The organism is Escherichia sp. MOD1-EC4550, from assembly GCF_963876935.1.
GTDB classification, from domain to species: domain Bacteria; phylum Pseudomonadota; class Gammaproteobacteria; order Enterobacterales; family Enterobacteriaceae; genus Escherichia; species Escherichia coli_F.
Genome location: NZ_CAWNSE010000014.1, coordinates 1 through 13,004, shown reverse-complemented (window position 1 = coordinate 13,004; position 13,004 = coordinate 1). Strand labels below are relative to the sequence as shown.

Annotated in this window: 11 protein-coding genes; 7 read left to right on the top strand and 4 right to left on the bottom strand. The window is 50.9% G+C overall.

From position 1 onward, the window contains the following. Positions 1 to 61: 61 nt before the first annotated feature. The 4 genes from sdaB to queF all read right to left on the bottom strand — a co-directional run bounded on the left by sdaB (position 62) and on the right by queF (position 5,656). On the bottom strand, positions 62 to 1,429 hold the full coding sequence (gene sdaB, locus AACU19_RS11545) for an L-serine ammonia-lyase II (RefSeq protein WP_000626401.1): 1,368 nt from the start codon (positions 1,427 to 1,429) through the stop codon (positions 62 to 64). 57 nt (positions 1,430 to 1,486) lie between these two features. Then, positions 1,487 to 2,776 (bottom strand): HAAAP family serine/threonine permease SdaC, encoded by a 1,290-nt coding sequence (sdaC, locus tag AACU19_RS11540; protein WP_000450486.1) that lies wholly within the window; start codon positions 2,774 to 2,776, stop codon positions 1,487 to 1,489. Positions 2,777 to 3,331: 555 nt separating this feature from the next. Further along, positions 3,332 to 4,696, bottom strand: coding sequence for a nucleotide 5'-monophosphate nucleosidase PpnN (ppnN, locus tag AACU19_RS11535; protein WP_000627995.1), 1,365 nt, complete (start codon positions 4,694 to 4,696; stop codon positions 3,332 to 3,334). Between the two features lie 111 nt (positions 4,697 to 4,807). Continuing rightward, on the bottom strand, positions 4,808 to 5,656 hold the full coding sequence (gene queF / locus AACU19_RS11530) for an NADPH-dependent 7-cyano-7-deazaguanine reductase QueF (RefSeq protein WP_039021096.1): 849 nt from the start codon (positions 5,654 to 5,656) through the stop codon (positions 4,808 to 4,810). 67 nt (positions 5,657 to 5,723) lie between these two features. Here queF and syd point away from each other — a divergent pair, with 67 nt between their 5' ends. The 7 genes from syd (at position 5,724) to gudD (ending at position 12,959) form a co-directional block, all read left to right on the top strand. Further along, a complete protein-coding gene (gene syd, locus AACU19_RS11525; RefSeq protein WP_000342437.1) occupies positions 5,724 to 6,269 on the top strand; it encodes a SecY-interacting protein in 546 nt (181 codons plus the stop codon). A gap of 621 nt (positions 6,270 to 6,890) precedes the next feature. Then, positions 6,891 to 7,220: a YqcC family protein gene (locus AACU19_RS11520; RefSeq protein WP_000206991.1), complete on the top strand. Its 330-nt coding sequence runs from the start codon at positions 6,891 to 6,893 to the stop codon at positions 7,218 to 7,220. Continuing rightward, on the top strand, positions 7,220 to 8,002 hold the full coding sequence (gene truC / locus AACU19_RS11515; protein WP_000889771.1) for a tRNA pseudouridine(65) synthase TruC: 783 nt from the start codon (positions 7,220 to 7,222) through the stop codon (positions 8,000 to 8,002). The genes AACU19_RS11520 and truC overlap by 1 nt, the downstream gene beginning before the upstream one ends. A 17-nt stretch (positions 8,003 to 8,019) precedes the next feature. Continuing rightward, on the top strand, positions 8,020 to 8,469 hold the full coding sequence (locus AACU19_RS11510) for a flavodoxin (protein WP_105278884.1): 450 nt from the start codon (positions 8,020 to 8,022) through the stop codon (positions 8,467 to 8,469). A gap of 434 nt (positions 8,470 to 8,903) precedes the next feature. Further along, positions 8,904 to 10,256: a galactarate/glucarate/glycerate transporter GudP gene (gene gudP, locus AACU19_RS11505; RefSeq protein ID WP_000097090.1), complete on the top strand. Its 1,353-nt coding sequence runs from the start codon at positions 8,904 to 8,906 to the stop codon at positions 10,254 to 10,256. A gap of 1 nt (position 10,257) precedes the next feature. Beyond that, positions 10,258 to 11,598, top strand: coding sequence for an enolase C-terminal domain-like protein (locus tag AACU19_RS11500; protein ID WP_000235392.1), 1,341 nt, complete (start codon positions 10,258 to 10,260; stop codon positions 11,596 to 11,598). Between the two features lie 20 nt (positions 11,599 to 11,618). Then, complete coding sequence (gene gudD / locus AACU19_RS11495; protein WP_105278883.1) at positions 11,619 to 12,959, top strand: glucarate dehydratase; 1,341 nt, start codon at positions 11,619 to 11,621, stop codon at positions 12,957 to 12,959. Positions 12,960 to 13,004 lie beyond the last annotated feature (45 nt).

Genomic DNA, 13,004 nt, shown 5'->3' with positions numbered 1-13,004 from the left:
AGGCTACGGCTGGATGAGAAAACGGGAAGAGGCCTCGCAAATCGAGGCCTCTGGAGAGCGATTAATCGCAGGCAACAATCTTCATCGCCAGGCCACCACGAGAGGTTTCGCGGTACTTGGCATTCATATCTTTACCTGTTTCGTACATGGTTTCGATAACTTTATCGAGGCAGACACGTGGTTCGCTGGTACGGCGTAGCGCCATACGTGCAGCGTTCACCGCTTTTACTGCCGCAATGGCGTTACGCTCAATGCACGGTACCTGAACTTGTCCAGCAACCGGGTCACACGTCAGACCGAGGTTATGCTCCATGGCGATTTCCGCCGCGATGCACACCTGCGCCGGGCTTGCGCCTAACAGTTCTGCCAGACCAGCTGCCGCCATAGAGCACGCCACGCCAACTTCACCCTGGCAACCCACTTCGGCACCAGAAATCGAGGCGTTCATCTTATAAAGAGAACCAATCGCGCTGGCAACCAGCAGGTAACGAGCCAGTGAGTTAGCGTTCACTTCGCGGATAAACTTGTCGTAGTACGCCAGCACTGCCGGGATAATCCCGCACGCACCGTTAGTCGGCGCAGTCACCACGCGACCGCCCGCAGCGTTCTCTTCGTTCACTGCCAGCGCAAACATGTTGATCCAGTCAACAACTGCCATCGGATCAGTAGTGGTTTTATCCTGGCTAACCAGCATCCGGCGCAGTGCCGCAGCGCGGCGTGGAACGCGCAGTTTACCTGGCAAAACGCCTTCGGTGGCAATACCGCGCTCAATACCGCCACGCATTACTTCCCAGACGTTCGCCAGGTGCTGTTCCAGCTCTTCTTTGCTGTGCAGCGCCAGCTCGTTTTTCATCATCAGACCAGAGAGTGACAGCCCGGTCTCCTGACAATGTTTTTGAAGATCGGCAGCGGAACTGTACGGATAAGGAACTTCAACCGGTGCGCTATCCTGCTGACCAAAATGTTCTTCATCAACGATAAAGCCACCGCCGATAGAGTAGTAAGTCTGACTGTAAACGACTTTATCGCCCGCCAGCGCGGTAATGCGCATGCCGTTTTCATGCAGAGAAAGGTTATCGGCATGGAAGTTCATGCACTGATCAACCGGGAACTCCACTTCGTGCTGACCGTTTGCCAACATCAGGCGACCATGAGTATTCACATCCTGAATAAAACCAGGGATGGAATCGATATCCACGGTATCCGGCAGGTTACCCGCCAGACCCATAATTATGGCGATATCTGTGTGGTGGCCTTTACCGGTCAGAGAGAGCGAGCCGTACACGTCAACCACCACGCGGGTCACGTCTTTAAGCAGGTTACGGGCAATCAGATCGTCGGTAAATTGCTTACCCGCTTTCATTGGTCCAACGGTATGAGAACTGGAAGGGCCAATGCCGATTTTGAAAATATCGAATACGCTAATCATAGGAAATACATCGCGTTAAAACGGAGGAAGCGCCGCCCGAAAGCGGCGCGAAAGGACTTAGCTGAACAGAGAGTAGAAGATTGCGGAGATTGCAATCAGACCCATCACGACAACGAATACGTTGCTGATGTGACCGCTGTACTTACGCATTGCCGGTACTTTCTGGATTGCGTACATCGGCATCAGGAACAGGATCATTGCGATGATTGGGCCGCCCAGGGTTTCAATCATACCCAGGATGCTCGGGTTCAGGGTGGCAACAATCCAGGTCGTTACCAGCATGAACAGCGCAGTGATACGGTTCAGCTTGTTGATTTCGATAGACTTACCTTTACCACGCAGAGATTTAATCACCATACCGTTGAAGCCTTCACGTGCACCCAGGTAGTGGCCGAGGAAGGATTTGGTGATAGCGATAATCGCGATAATCGGAGCCATCCACGCGATAACCGGTGCGTTAAAGTGGTTAGCCAGGTAAGACAGAATCGAGATGTTCTGCTCTTTAGCCGCAGCCAGGTCTGCCGGAGTCAGGCTCAGTACGCAGCTGAATACGAAGAACATTACGGTCAGCACCATCATGATGTGTGCGAATGCCAGGATCTTCGAGCATTTCTGTTCTGCCATATCGCCGTACTCTTCACGCTTCGCAACGGCGAAAGAAGAGATGATCGGAGAGTGGTTGAACGAGAACACCATGACCGGAATCGCCAGCCACAGGGTCATCCACAGACCGTTGCCGGTTGCCGATGCAGTGTCCAGAGACAGCGTTTCCAGTGCTGCGCCGTTCCACTGCGGGATCAGGTACAGAGCCAGCAGCATCAGTACACCAACAAACGGGAATACCAGAATACTCATCGCCTTCACGATCATCTGCTCACCGAAGCGAACAATGGTCATCATACCCACAATCAGGATCAGTGACAGAATCGCACGCGGCGGCGGCGTCATACCCAGCTGGTGAGACATGAAGCTTTCAACCGTGTTGGTGATTGCCACACTGTAAACCAGCAGGATCGGGTAGATAGCAAAGAAGTAGAGCAGGGTAATCAGTTTACCTGCACCAATACCAAAGTGTTCTTCTACAACCTCGGTGATGTCTTCGCCCGGGTTTTTACCAGACAGTACGAAGCGAGTCAGGCCGCGGTGAGCAAAAAACGTCATCGGGAACGCAAGGATAGCCATGATGATCAGCGGGATCATACCGCCAACACCGGCGTTGATTGGCAGGAACAGCACGCCCGCGCCGATTGCCGTGCCGTAAAGGCCCAGCATCCACATGGTGTCTGTCTTGCGCCATGCACTACGTGAGTCTTTCGACACAATCGTGCTGGTTTGAGTCGTTTCCATCAATTTCTCCTGGAGGAATGCAAATAATTCAGCTTTTAGCCAGTTCAGCCCGGGAAGGTGCCTGACCGTAAAAATGAAATCTGTCTATCGGCGATGGCTTAATCATTTTCCGCCGTAATAATTTGAGGGCGGAAAGATACACACAAGTTATGTATCTATCAGTGATCTTGATCTCAAATACAATAATCTACTTGGAAGATAGATAATCTCAACGCTTTACTCTGTAAATCAAAAGTAAAAGAGAATTTAAGGGCAATATTTGCCCATTAAACGACATCTGACCTCTTCCGGGGCGCGCAATATATGTAGGTTGAGCTGAAAAAATCAATACTTTTAGTGAATAATGGGGATAATTTATTTTTCATAGCGATAAAATGTGGTTTGTGAAAATAGGGAAACGTTTGCGTTGCAATATAAATTGTATGACATATTAACTGTGATGATATTTATCGCGTGAGGAAGGTAAGAAACATTTATATAACAAATGAAATAAATTGATGGGTATGTGACCAAAAACGAGAAAACCCGGCAACAAACGTCACCGGGGGAGGGAGATTACGTGCAGATTTCGTAGCAAGGGATGTAGGCTGAGCCTGGCAACTTCATACGATGCTGGGCAACAAAACCCTGTAGCAGGTCATCCATACGACGCATAATCTCTTTATCGCCGTTGATTTTGTAAGGACCAAACTCTTCAATGGCGCGAATACCGACTTCTTTTACGTTACCCGCCACAATACCGGAAAACGCACGGCGCAGGTCGGCAGCCAGCACTTCAACGGGTTGATCCGGGTAAAGCTTCAGATTAGCCATATTCTCGTGAGACGGCTCAAACGGCATTTGCAAATCTGGCGCAATGCGCATTGACCAGTTAAAGCTGTAGGCATCGCCTGTGTCGCGGCGATTTTCTTTCACCAGCGGCATCGATTTTTTCATCTGACGAGCGACTTCAGCGGCGTCATCAATGATGATGCGGTAATGGCGGCGCGCGTTTTCTCCCAGCGTATGCACGACAAACTCGTCCAGTACGCGGAAGTAGTCTGCGCTCTCTTTCGGGCCGGTGAGGATCAATGGTAAAACCTGATCTTTGTTGGCCGGGTTCATTAAAATTCCCAGCAAATACAGCAACTCTTCTGCCGTACCCACACCGCCAGGGAAGATAATGATACCGTGAGCGATACGGACAAACGCTTCCAGACGTTTTTCGATATCTGGCATGATGATCAATTCGTTGACCAGCGGGTTAGGCGGTTCAGCGGCGATAATCGACGGCTCTGTCATACCAATAAAACGACTGTCTTTGTAACGCTGCTGTGCGTGTCCGACCGCAGCACCTTTCATCGGCGCTTCCATCGCTCCCGGACCACAGCCGGTGCAGATATTCAGCTCACGCAGGCCCAGCTGATTCCCGACGCGACGGGCATACAAATACTCGTTTTCGTTAATTGAGTGCCCGCCCCAGCAGACCACCATATTTGGCGCTTCACCGACATGCAGTGCGCGAGCGTTACGCAAGATGGAAAAGACCAGGTTAGTGATGTGGACGGAGTTGTCGAGATTCAGGTTGGGAAAACGAACGGTGTTATGGATTTGCCCGTAAACGAAGAGAATGTCACGCAGAACCGCGAACAAGTTGGCCTGCAAAGCGCGGATAATACGCCCATCGACAAAAGCTTCTTCCGGGGGATTAATCAGTTCCAGCTTTACGCCGCGTTCACGGCGCAGGACGTTAATATCGAAATTTTCAAAACGAGACAGCAATTCTTTGCTGTTATCGGTCAAACTACCGGAGTTCAGTACGGCAAGTGAACAGTTGCGAAACAATTGATAGAGGTCGCTGCTGGCGGTGCGTTTAAGCATATCCACTTCCAGCTGCGACAACATATCCATGGAGCCAAGCGGGCTAATATGTGTAATCAAGAAAAACTCCTTATGGGACGAATATCGTCATTCCCTTTGATTACAATAGCCCTGCCTGATGACCTTTCACAACCTTCTGCGTGAATCCAGCACGCAAAATTGAGAAAAAATTTATTGCCGAACCAGTCTTGTGGTCGATGGGACAAAATCGCTGTTACTGCGCCACGGGTTAATGTCCAGACCGCCACGACGGGTATAACGTGCGTAAACGCTCAATTTCTCTGGCTGGCAGAAGCGTAACAGGTCATTAAAGATGCGTTCCACGCACTGTTCGTGGAACTCGTTGTGATGACGGAAAGAAACCAGGTAACGCAGCAGTTTTTCTCTGTCAATTTGGCGTCCACGATACTGAATTTGGATCGAACCCCAATCTGGTTGATGGGTGATCAGGCAGTTTGATTTCAGCAGGTGGCTGACGAGCGTCTCTTCTACTACTTTTTCACCACTGGTGGCATTCTCAAGATAGTCAGTAGTGAATTCATAGTTATCGATAGTGATATCCTGGTCATCAATGCAGGTGCCATTGAAATGACCTATCGGCTGGCCTTCCAGTTCATCAAGACGATATAACGCCACGCTAACCTTACCCTGAGCGCAAGTGCTTAAGTCGCGCTCCAGCGTCTGGCGCACCTCATCCCAGTTATTAAAACGCGTCTGGTTAAAACTGTTGAGATAAAGCTTAAAACTCTTCGACTCAATCAGATTTACGCTGGTGTAATCAAGTTCAACATGACCGACAGCGACCTGCGGCAAACCTTTCGCATTCAGCCAGGAAAGTTCATACAGCGTCCAGATATCCGTACCGTGAAAAGGCAGGTTATCCGCTTTCAGACCCAGCGGGTCGCGATTCAGGCTGCGTGGAACGCTTTGCAGTAGGCTGGCGTCATAGGTATCCCGGTAATCGGTTGATTTTCCAAGAGTCAGGCCCGCAAGTGCCTGATGGTTTGCATAAGAAGACATGTTTCACCGTCATAAACCAGATAAACTAAACGACAAGTGTATCTGGTTTAAGTGAAGAGAGAAATTAGTGGACGATTTGACCGCACAAGCCTTGAAAGATTTTACTGCACGCTACTGCGATGCGTGGCATGAAGAGCATAAAAGCTGGCCGTTAAGTGAGGAACTGTACGGCGTTCCTTCACCGTGCATTATTTCAACCACCGAAGACGCTGTATACTGGCAACCCCAGCCGTTTACCGGTGAACAAAATGTAAACGCGGTTGAACGTGCTTTTGATATTGTGATACAACCCACGGTTCATACTTTTTACACGACCCAGTTTGCCGGGGATATGCACGCGCAGTTTGGCGATATCAAACTGACATTGCTGCAAACCTGGAGTGAAGACGACTTCCGTCGGGTGCAGGAAAATCTGATTGGTCATCTGGTGACTCAGAAAAGGCTAAAACTGCCGCCCACGCTATTTATCGCGACGCTGGAAGAAGAGTTAGAGGTCATCTCGGTGTGTAATCTCTCCGGTGAAGTGTGCAAAGAGACGCTGGGAACACGCAAACGCACGCATTTAGCCTCAAATCTTGCGGAATTCCTTAATCAACTTAAGCCTCTTCTGTAATCCAAATACCCCATCTTGTTGTGAGAGATCTCTTACAGACTCTGTAGGAGATCGCCAGGAAATAAGCGAATACTTAAAAAGATAAGAATCGTTATTTTCATTTAAAATCAATATATTGCTTGTTAATTCTTAACTTTCATATGAAATTTTCCTTAAGGCATTGTCTGTAAGCGCCTTGTAAGACTTCGCGAAAAAGACGATTCTATCTTCGTCGACAGGGAGTCAGACAACGAAGTGAACATCAGGATGATGACACTTCTGCAGGACACACCAGGAGGGTGTTTCAGGGAAAGGCTTCTGGATGAAGCGAAGAGGATGACGCAGGACGCGTTAAAGGACACCTCCAGGATGGAGAATGAGAACCGGTCAGGATGATGCGGTGGGTCAGGAAGGCCAGGGACACTTCAGGATGAAGTATCACATCGGGGTGGTGTGAGCAGGAAGCAATAGTTCAGGATGAACGATTGGCCGCAAGGCCAGAGGAAAAGTTGTCAAGGATGAGCAGGGAGCAACAAAAGTAGCTGGAATGCTGCGAAACGAACCGGGAGCACTGTGAATACAGTGCTCCCTTTTTTTATTCCTGCTATCCTTCGCGGCAGTTTTTCTTATTGAGGTTGCTTTATGACCACTCATGACCGCGTTCGTCTCCAGTTGCAGGCGCTTGAAGCATTACTGCGTGAACATCAGCACTGGCGAAACGATGAACCCCAGCCGCATCAATTTAACAGTACCCAACCGTTCTTTATGGACACCATGGAACCACTGGAGTGGTTGCAGTGGGTGCTGATCCCGCGAATGCACGATTTGTTAGATAATAACCAGCCATTACCGGGCGCTTTTGCTGTTGCACCCTATTATGAAATGGCGCTGGCGACGGACCATCCGCAACGCGCGCTTATTCTGGCTGAGCTGGAAAAACTGGATGCTCTTTTTGCGGATGATGCGAGCTGATGCTGGAAATAATCTACCAGGATGAATGGCTGGTTGCGGTAAATAAACCCTCCGGCTGGCTGGTTCACCGCAGCTGGCTGGATCGCGACGAGAAAGTGGTGGTTATGCAAACCGTGCGTGACCAGATTGGTCAGCATGTATTTACCGCGCATCGGCTGGATCGACCGACGTCCGGCGTATTGCTGATGGGACTATCCAGCGAGGCCGGACGGCTGCTGGCACAACAGTTTGAACAGCACCAAATCCAGAAACGTTACCATGCGATTGTGCGCGGCTGGCTGATGGAAGAGGCTGTGCTGGATTATCCGCTGGTGGAAGAACTGGACAAAATCGCTGATAAATTCGCCCGCGAAGATAAAGGTCCACAGCCAGCGGTGACACATTATCGCGGTCTGGCGACCGTAGAAATGCCTGTAGCGACCGGACGTTACCCGACTACGCGCTACGGTCTGGTGGAACTGGAGCCGAAAACAGGACGCAAGCATCAGCTCCGTCGCCATCTTGCCCACTTGCGCCATCCGATTATTGGCGACAGCAAACATGGTGATTTACGTCAGAATCGTAGCGGTGCTGAACATTTTGGCCTTCAGCGGTTAATGCTGCATGCCAGTCAGTTGTCATTGACACATCCATTTACTGGCGAGCCGCTGACTATTCACGCGGGCCTGGACGACACCTGGATGCAGGCGTTATCACAATTTGGCTGGCGGGGTCTGCTTCCTGAAAATGAAAGGGTTGAGTTCAGCGCGCCATCGGGTCAGGATGGAGAGATAAGTTCCTAATCCAGGGAGAAAACGGTATGGCGGAAATTGGTATTTTTGTGGGCACCATGTACGGAAATTCACTGTTAGTGGCGGAAGAAGCGGAAGCAATTCTGACCGCGCAGGGCCACAAAGCAACGGTATTTGAAGATCCTGAATTAAGTGACTGGCTGCCCTATCAGGATAAGTTCGTTCTGGTGGTTACGTCCACGACCGGGCAGGGCGACCTTCCTGATAGCATTGTGCCACTTTTTCAGGGAATCAAAGATAGCCTGGGCTTCCAGCCTAATCTGCGTTATGGCGTAATTGCGCTCGGCGACAGTAGCTATGTGAATTTCTGCAACGGCGGCAAACAGTTCGATGCCTTGTTGCAGGAACAGAGCGCTCAGCGAGTTGGCGAAATGCTGTTGATTGACGCCAGTGATAACCCGGAACCGGAAACGGAATCAAATCCGTGGGTCGAACAGTGGGGCACGCTGTTGTCCTGATACGTTCAGCGAGCGGTAAAGGCCATTTTAGCGGTGCTGAATCGAATCTTTTCAGGCAAATGCCAGTAAAAACTGCTTCATAGCGCCGATTTTTACTGGCGTTTGCCTGGAGTCAAGCGATCCATTTCATACTCTTCTTTATTTCTTCGTTTTAACTCTTCCTTTCTTGTTCTTGTTTTCATTTCCGTGAAGTGGATTCCACCGTCCAGGGCTAATGCCAAAATCGGGCCTCATTGAACGCATTAATGTTGTGTTGTTGCACGGTGAGCCGCTATGGCGCGCTTTTTATACTGTTATTGCCAGATATAAACACGCGCCGTATTCGGCGAACGACCTATAAAAACGGCAAAAAACACCCTACGTCACCTCTGATTTCCTGGCGATGTCGCAGTCCAGAGTGAGCGTGGCTAACGCGAATTTTCAGGAGTGCAACAATGAGTTCTTTAAGTCAGGCTGCGAGCAGTGTGGAAAAACGCACGAATGCTCGTTACTGGATAGTGGTGATGTTGTTTATCGTCACATCCTTCAACTACGGCGACCGCGCTACGCTCTCTATCGCCGGTTCGGAAATGGCCAAAGATATCGGCCTTGATCCTGTGGGAATGGGCTATGTGTTCTCTGCTTTCTCATGGGCTTATGTTATCGGGCAGATCCCTGGTGGCTGGTTGCTGGACCGTTTTGGTTCAAAACGCGTCTACTTCTGGTCGATCTTTATCTGGTCGATGTTTACCTTGCTGCAAGGCTTCGTCGATATCTTTAGTGGATTCGGCATTATCGTTGCCCTGTTTACGCTGCGCTTCCTGGTCGGGCTTGCTGAAGCGCCATCTTTCCCCGGTAACAGTCGCATTGTAGCGGCCTGGTTTCCGGCGCAGGAAAGGGGAACTGCAGTGTCTATTTTTAACTCCGCCCAATACTTCGCAACGGTGATCTTCGCGCCGATTATGGGCTGGCTGACTCATGAAGTGGGTTGGTCACACGTCTTCTTCTTTATGGGCGGTCTGGGCATTGTCATCAGCTTTATCTGGTTGAAAGTCATCCATGAGCCAAATCAACATCCGGGCGTAAATCAGAAAGAGCTGGAGTACATCGCCGCGGGTGGCGCGCTGATCAATATGGATCAGCAAAACACCAAAGTTAAAGTGTCGTTCAGCGTGAAGTGGGGGCAGATCAAACAGCTGCTCGGGTCACGGATGATGATCGGCGTTTATATCGGTCAGTACTGTATCAACGCCCTGACTTACTTCTTCATTACCTGGTTTCCGGTTTATCTGGTGCAGGCACGCGGGATGTCGATTCTGAAAGCGGGCTTTGTGGCTTCCGTACCGGCGGTTTGCGGTTTTATCGGCGGCGTGTTGGGGGGGATTATTTCAGACTGGCTGATGCGCCGCACAGGTTCGCTGAACATTGCGCGTAAAACACCGATCGTGATGGGCATGTTGCTATCAATGGTGATGGTGTTCTGTAACTACGTCAACGTTGAGTGGATGATCATCGGCTTTATGGCGCTGGCCTTCTTCGGTAAGGGCATTGGGGCGCTGGGTTGGGCTGTAATGGCAGATACCGCGCCAAAAGAGATCAGCGGTCTTTCCGGTGGCCTGTTCAATATGTTTGGTAACATTTCCGGTATCGTCACGCCAATCGCAATTGGTTATATCGTTGGCACGACTGGCTCCTTTAATGGGGCGCTGATTTATGTTGGTGTTCATGCCCTAATCGCGGTACTGAGCTACCTGGTGCTGGTGGGCGATATCAAGCGTATCGAGTTGAAACCTGTTGCGGGGCAATAAGATGGCGACACAATCCAGTCCTGTTATTACTGATATGAAAGTCATTCCGGTGGCCGGGCATGACAGCATGTTGCTTAATATTGGTGGTGCACATAACGCATATTTCACCCGCAATATTGTGGTACTCACCGATAACGCCGGGCATACCGGTATTGGTGAAGCGCCCGGCGGAGAGGTGATTTATCAGACACTGGTCGATGCTATTCCGATGGTGCTGGGCCAGGAGATCGCACGACTGAATAAAGTGGTTCAGCAGGTGCATAAAGGTAATCAGGCAGCCGATTTTGATACCTTCGGCAAAGGTGCCTGGACTTTTGAATTGCGCGTTAATGCCGTGGCGGCGCTGGAAGCCGCCTTGCTTGACCTGCTAGGTAAGGCGCTGAATGTTCCGGTCTGCGAACTGTTAGGGCCAGGCAAGCAACGCGATGCTATTACCGTCCTCGGTTATCTGTTTTATATCGGTGATCGGACCAAAACCGATCTTCCTTATCTGGAAAATACGCCGGGCAACCATGAGTGGTATCAATTGCGGCATCAGAAAGCGATGAACAGCGAAGCCGTTGTGCGTCTGGCGGAAGCCTCACAGGATCGCTATGGCTTTAAAGATTTCAAACTTAAGGGCGGCGTGTTACCTGGCGAGCAAGAAATCGACACTGTTCGTGCATTGAAGAAACGCTTCCCGGATGCGCGCATTACCGTTGATCCCAACGGTGCATGGCTGCTTGATGAAGCCATTTCTTTGTGCAAAGGGCTAAACGATGTTCTTACCTATGCCGAGGATCCATGTGGCGCAGAACAGGGCTTCTCCGGACGTGAAGTGATGGCGGAGTTTCGGCGGGCGACCGGCTTGCCCGTCGCGACTAATATGATCGCCACCAACTGGCGCGAAATGGGCCATGCGGTGATGCTCAATGCGGTAGATATTCCACTTGCCGATCCGCATTTCTGGACGCTTTCCGGTGCAGTCCGCGTGGCGCAACTTTGCGACGACTGGGGGCTGACCTGGGGCTGCCATTCTAATAACCACTTTGATATCTCTCTGGCGATGTTTACCCATGTGGGCGCGGCGGCACCGGGTAATCCTACCGCTATCGATACCCACTGGATTTGGCAGGAGGGAGATTGTCGCCTGACCAAAAATCCGCTGGAGATTAAAAACGGAAAAATTGCCGTTCCTGATGCGCCCGGTCTGGGCGTGGAACTGGACTGGGAGCAGGTACAAAAGGCGCATGAGGCCTATAAACGTCTGCCTGGCGGTGCGCGTAACGACGCGGGCCCGATGCAGTACCTGATCCCCGGCTGGACCTTTGACCGTAAACGTCCCGTTTTCGGCCGTCATTGATTTTGAAAAAGGACATAGATATGAGTTTTCAATTTACGACGCCTGTTGTTACTGAAATGCAGGTCATCCCGGTGGCGGGCCATGACAGTATGCTGATGAATCTGAGTGGTGCACACGCACCGTTCTTCACGCGTAATATTTTGATTATCAAAGATAATTCTGGTCACACTGGCGTAGGGGAAATTCCCGGCGGCGAGAAAATCCGTAAAACGCTGGAAGATGCAATTCCGCTGGTGGTGGGTAAAACGCTGGGTGAATACAAAAACGTTCTGACGCTGGTGCGTAATACATTTGCCGATCGTGATGCCGGCGGGCGCGGTTTGCAGACATTTGATTTGCGTACCACTATTCATGTAGTTACCGGGATAGAAGCGGCAATGCTGGATCTGTTGGGGCAGCATCTGGGGGTAAACGTGGCATCGCTGCTGGGCGATGGTCAACAGCGTAGCGAAGTCGAAATGCTCGGTTATCTGTTCTTCGTCGGTAATCGCAAAGCCACACCGCTGCCGTATCAAAGCCAGCCGGATGACTCATGCGACTGGTATCGCCTGCGTCATGAAGAAGCGATGACGCCGGATGCGGTGGTGCGCCTGGCGGAAGCGGCATATGAAAAATATGGCTTCAACGATTTCAAACTGAAGGGCGGTGTACTGGCCGGAGAAGAAGAAGCCGAATCTATTGTGGCACTGGCGCAACGCTTCCCGCAGGCGCGTATTACCCTCGATCCTAACGGTGCCTGGTCGCTGAACGAAGCGATTAAAATCGGTAAATACCTGAAAGGTTCGCTGGCTTATGCAGAAGATCCGTGTGGTGCGGAGCAAGGTTTCTCCGGGCGTGAAGTGATGGCAGAGTTCCGTCGCGCGACTGGCCTGCCGACCGCAACCAATATGATCGCCACCGACTGGCGGCAGATGGGCCATACGCTCTCGTTACAATCCGTTGATATCCCGCTGGCGGATCCGCATTTCTGGACGATGCAAGGTTCGGTACGTGTGGCGCAAATGTGCCATGAGTTTGGCCTGACCTGGGGTTCACACTCTAACAACCACTTCGATATTTCCCTGGCGATGTTTACCCACGTTGCCGCTGCTGCGCCGGGTAAAATTACTGCTATTGATACGCACTGGATCTGGCAGGAAGGTAATCAGCGCCTGACCAAAGAACCGTTTGCGATCAAAGGCGGTCTGGTTCAAGTGCCGCAAAAACCAGGATTGGGCGTAGAAATCGATATGGAGCAGGTGATGAAAGCCCACGAGCTGTATCAGAAGCACGGACTTGGTGCGCGTGACGATGCGATGGGAATGCAGTACCTGATCCCAGGCTGGACGTTCGATAACAAGCGTCCGTGCATGGTGCGTTAAGACAGAAAATAAATATCCTCCGGCATAGCCGGAGGTTTTTCAAAT

Excerpts from the sequence above, each read along its gene's own strand:
- sdaB (WP_000626401.1), bottom strand. The coding sequence starts at position 1,429 with ATGATTAGCGTATTCGATATTTTCAAAATCGGCATTGGCCCTTCCAGT.
- sdaC (WP_000450486.1), bottom strand. The coding sequence starts at position 2,776 with ATGGAAACGACTCAAACCAGCACGATTGTGTCGAAAGACTCACGTAGT.
- queF (WP_039021096.1), bottom strand. The coding sequence starts at position 5,656 with ATGTCTTCTTATGCAAACCATCAGGCACTTGCGGGCCTGACTCTTGGA.
- AACU19_RS11520 (WP_000206991.1), top strand. The coding sequence starts at position 6,891 with ATGACCACTCATGACCGCGTTCGTCTCCAGTTGCAGGCGCTTGAAGCA.
- truC (WP_000889771.1), top strand. The coding sequence starts at position 7,220 with ATGCTGGAAATAATCTACCAGGATGAATGGCTGGTTGCGGTAAATAAA.
- AACU19_RS11510 (WP_105278884.1), top strand. The coding sequence starts at position 8,020 with ATGGCGGAAATTGGTATTTTTGTGGGCACCATGTACGGAAATTCACTG.
- gudP (WP_000097090.1), top strand. The coding sequence starts at position 8,904 with ATGAGTTCTTTAAGTCAGGCTGCGAGCAGTGTGGAAAAACGCACGAAT.
- AACU19_RS11500 (WP_000235392.1), top strand. The coding sequence starts at position 10,258 with ATGGCGACACAATCCAGTCCTGTTATTACTGATATGAAAGTCATTCCG.
- gudD (WP_105278883.1), top strand. The coding sequence starts at position 11,619 with ATGAGTTTTCAATTTACGACGCCTGTTGTTACTGAAATGCAGGTCATC.